This window comes from Chitinophaga sp. (assembly GCF_036566945.1).
In the GTDB taxonomy this organism is placed as follows: Bacteria; Bacteroidota; Bacteroidia; order Chitinophagales; family Chitinophagaceae; genus Chitinophaga.
In genome coordinates this window covers 1-4,803 of record NZ_DATCVJ010000766.1, presented here as the reverse complement: position 1 = coordinate 4,803, position 4,803 = coordinate 1, and the positions used below count along the sequence as shown (strand labels likewise).

At 47.8% G+C, this 4,803-nt stretch carries 3 protein-coding genes; all 3 read left to right on the top strand.

Annotated elements, in window-relative coordinates:
* The first annotated feature begins 45 nt into the window (after nt 1-45).
* On the top strand, nt 46-954 hold the full coding sequence (locus tag VIP81_RS23100; RefSeq protein WP_331966951.1) for an AraC family transcriptional regulator: 909 nt from the start codon (nt 46-48) through the stop codon (nt 952-954).
* 78 nt (nt 955-1,032) lie between these two features.
* Nucleotides 1,033-2,481 carry an APC family permease gene (locus tag VIP81_RS23095; protein WP_331966949.1) on the top strand — a complete coding sequence of 483 codons (1,449 nt, stop codon included), beginning with the start codon at nt 1,033-1,035 and terminating at the stop codon, nt 2,479-2,481.
* Between the two features lie 440 nt (nt 2,482-2,921).
* A partial coding sequence (locus VIP81_RS23090) for a SusC/RagA family TonB-linked outer membrane protein (protein WP_331966947.1) occupies nt 2,922-4,803 on the top strand: 1,882 nt, incomplete at its 3' end.

The window sequence follows — 4,803 nt, the reverse complement described above, 5'->3', positions numbered from 1 at the left end:
GGCCTAAAGCCTTCAAAGGTGTTAAAAAAAGAATAATGTAACTACATGAAAGTATTACAGTTTACGATACCTGTAGCGCACGACAAAACCATTATCACGCAAAAGGATTCGCTGCCAGCTTTCTATCCGCACCTGCACCGTCATGAAGAAATTCAGCTTACCTGGATTCAGCACGGGCATGGTACGTTGATTGTGGAGAACAATATGCATGCTTTCTGGTCGAATGAAATTTACTGGCTGGGGAGTAATCAGCCACATGTATTAAAGAGTGAGGAGTTGCCTTTTGGCACCAAGAACAAAAAGAATGTGCAGGCGCTGACGGTGTTTTTCAATCCGGAGGGCAAGCTGGCGCCGTTGTTTGAGCTGCCGGAATTTAAGAAGATCAAGTCATTTGTAGAGCAGTCGCGCAACGGGTTTAAGATTCCGGAAGCGCATGTGCTGGAGATTTCGAGCCGTATGCTGAAGATCCATCAATCGCAGGGGATTGTACAGTTTCTGGCATTTGTGGAGCTGATGAATTTCTTTCTGACGATTAAAAGCCTGGAACCGTTGATTACGGGGTCGAGGTTATCGGCAGTAAATGAACAGGAAGGCATCCGTATCGGGTATATCTACAACTATATTATGCAGCATTATGATACTGAAATAAAGCTGGAAGATATTGCCCGGGAGGCACATATGACGCCACAGGCATTTTGCCGGTATTTCAAGAAGCATACGCGGTTAACGTTTGTATCGTTTTTGAATGAAGTACGTATCAATGAAGCCTGTAAGAAACTGGCTGGTGGCTCGTTCGACAGCATCGCTACCGTAGCTTATAATTGTGGATTCAACAGTATAGCCAACTTCAACCGGGTATTTAAAAGTATTACCGGGAAATCGCCGCGTAGTTATCTGCGGGAATATGAACAACTGGATAACACATCGGATACCGCAGCTACAAAATCTGCATAGTATTGGTCAATAAGCGAATAGAATTCAAGGCAAAGTAACTGTAGTTTTAGGGTATATCAACCAACTACAAAACCTACTATGTCAGACGCTCCATCATTCAAGCCGTCTATAAAGCTGCTGGATGCCACTATGATCGTGGCCGGCAGCATGATAGGCTCCGGAATTTTTATTGTCAGTGCCGATATTACCCGTCATACCGGAAGTGCCGGCTGGTTATTGCTGGTATGGCTTATTACCGGTTTTATGACGCTTACTGCCGCGTTGAGTTACGGGGAACTGAGTGGCATGTTTCCCCGCGCGGGCGGGCAATATGTATACCTGAAAGAAGCTTATAATCCGATGACGGCCTTTTTATATGGCTGGAGCTTTTTCACGGTGATACAAACCGCTACCATTGCCGCCGTAGGTGTTGCCTTTGCCAAGTTTACGGCCTACCTCCTGCCGGTGTTCAGTGAAGAACATGTTTTACTGAACCTGGGATTTATGCAGGTGAGTGCGGCGCAGTTGCTTTCCATTATGGTGATCGTGCTACTCACTTATATGAATACACGTGGTATTGAGGGTGGCAAAACTATACAAACCACTTTTACGCTGACGAAACTGGTGAGTTTGGCCGCGTTGATCATTTGCGGACTGCTGGCGTTAAAACCGGGCGTATGGACGGCGAACTGGCAGCATGCCTGGGACCTGCATCCGTTGGCCAGCGAAGGTAGCGCCACCTCCTACACGATGATGGCCGCCTTTGGCGCAATTGCCGCGGCGATGGTGGGATCTGTATTCAGCAGTGATTCCTGGCATAATGTAGCTTTTGTGGCCGGAGAAATAAAAAATCCACGGCGTAATATCGGGTTGAGTCTTTTCCTGGGGACCGCTATCGTGACTGTTATTTATTTGTTGACCAACATTACCTATCTCGCCGTATTACCCTTATCAGACATTGCACAGGCGCCTAAAGATCGTGTAGCCGTGTCCGTATCTCAGGCCGTATTGGGCAATGCAGGGACTATTGTGATTGCGTTGATGATTATGGTATCTACGTTTGGGTGTAACAATGGACTTATTCTGGCGGGAGCCAGGGTGTATCATACGATGGCGAATGACGGCGTATTTTTCAAAAAGGCGGGTACATTGAACCGGGCAGCGGTGCCGGCATTTGCCTTATGGATTCAATGTGTGCTGGCTTGTTTATGGTGTTTGAGCGGACGGTATGGCGATTTGCTGGATATGATTTCATTTGTGGTGGTGGCATTTTATATGCTGACGATTGCGGGGATTTTCATTTTGCGTAAGAAGCGGCCGGATGCCGACCGGCCTTACAAGGCTTTCGGATACCCGGTGTTGCCGGTGTTGTATATTTTAATGGGGCTGGCCTTCTGTGGACTGCTGTTCATATATAAGCCACGGTTTACCTGGCCGGGACTGATCATTACGCTGTCTGGTATACCTGTGTATTACCTGGCCAACAGGCGGCAGCAACGCCGGCAGCCTCCTGTCTCCCGAAGGGAAAAAATTACTACTACCACCTGATCTACTCACCAAACCAATCATTTTCGGGGGGCTGCCATGGCAGTCCCTTTTTTGTGGGTGGGCTATAAGTGTTCTCCGTACGCGTTTACAAGTGTTAATACATAATTAATCTACTATCAACACCGGGTAAAAAACTATACTGCTACATTTGTAAAATTCACTATCTTTCTAGCTGAGTCATGTGTAATGTAGCCATCGTGTAAAGCCAACCAATTTCCGTTATCATTTTTTGAAATACAGTGAATTCATAAAAAATTACCTACAACACGCAATAGTACAATAACGATTTAGCAACAATTATTATTTAACAACCAAAACCAGTCATCCAGCAACACTAAAACAGACAGGCCGTATACATCTGTTCCAATCACGTTTATTCAAGTTCACGTCTTATTCATCAAATTATGAGGTACTCATTCACTAGAAAATTATGCTTTCTGATGGTCTTTCTATGCGCTACCAGCGCAGCGATGGCACAAAAGACCATTACCGGAAAAGTCACCGGTGCTTCCGACGGAACCGGTCTGCCGGGTGTAAATGTAACAGTACCCGGCACCAGCAGTGGCGCCAGTACTGATACAAAAGGGAACTACAGCCTTTCTTTACCCGCAGGTGCTAAATCGGTTTTGTTCTCATTTATCGGCTATGAACCACAAACAATAACGGTGGGCGACAAGGCTGTCATCAACGTATCTCTGAACGCTACCACCAAGGGTTTGGGAGAAGTAGTGGTAGTAGGTTATGGTGTGCAGACCCGCCGCGACGTGACCGGTACCATTGCCTCCGTAAAAGGTGCGGATATTAAAAACATCCCCGTACCTGATGCCGCATCGGCCATCCAGGGTCGCGTTACCGGCGTGGACATTGTTCGCTCGGACGGCGCTCCCGGCAGCACACCGGCTATACGTATACGTGGTACAGGTACCATCAACAACGCCGAACCACTGGTGATTATTGACGGCATCCCGGCCACCGGCATCAGTGACGTGAATCCCAACGACATCGCCTCTATGGAAATCCTGAAAGATGCTTCTTCCTCCGCGATCTACGGTACCCGCGCTGCCAACGGCGTGGTGATCATCACCACCAAAAAAGGCAGCTATGGCGAAAAGCTGAAAGCATCTGTGAACGTATATCGTGGCGTATCCAACACCATCCGCTACATTCCTTTGCTGACAGCCCCAGACCTGGTGATGCTCAAACAGGAACGTGCTACCAACGATGGCGGCGCCATAGAACCTATCTGGAAAGATTCGTACTATGCCACCCAGCGCACCGACTGGCAGCGTGCCCTGCTGCGTTCCGGTGATGTGACCAATGCCGATGTGAACTTACGCGGTGGGAACGCCAGCTCCAATTATATGCTCAGCGCAGGTTATTATAATGAAAACGGGCTGATTGTCAACTCCTATTTTAAACGTTACTCCGTACGTTTCAACTCAGAACATAAGCTGGGCAAACGTTTCAAGGTAGGCGAAAACATGCAGCTGACGTATAAACAAAGTGCCGGTCCGGATACCTATTCCTCACAAACGGGACTTATTTTCAGCGCTCTGCGTTTCAATCCCGCTATTCCGGTACACAATCCTGATGGCAGCTACGGCAGTTCCAAAGCCAGCAATGAACTGGGTGATATCAACAACCCTGTATACACCGCTGAAACCACCGATGCCTGGACAAAAACTTATCGCATGCTGGCCAGCGTATATGGAGAACTGGAAATTATGGATGGTCTTACCTTGCGTGCCAACTACGGATTTGATGGTAACATCAACAACCAGTACAATTTTGCACCTAAAGTACTGGACCAGACCAGGGCCCGTGACCACGCGGAATTGTACAACCGCAATGCCACCGAAAACAATCAGCTCAGTGAAATATTCATGACCTATAACAAGGTGTTTGGACAAATACATCATGTTACCGTTACTGGTGGTTACTCTCAGCAAACCTATAATGGTTCTTTCTTCCGGGCCGACCGCTGGGGCTTTAATGACGAAGCGCCCGATCAGCGTGTGCTGAGTAATGGTAACGACATCCACGATGCACAAGGCAACTACTACCCTGCCAACGCCATCGCTTCCGGATTTGTAAGAGGCTTCTACGGTTTTAAAGATAAGTACCTGTTGACCGTGACCTTCCGCGCCGATGGTTCTTCCAAATTTGCACCAGATCAGCGCTGGGGCTATTTCCCCGCCTTCTCCGCAGGATGGCGCATTTCGGATGAAACCTTCTTCAAAGAACATGTGAAAGCCGTGAGCAACCTGAAAATCACGGGTGGCTGGGGACAGCTGGGAAATCAGAATGTAAATGATTTCCAAT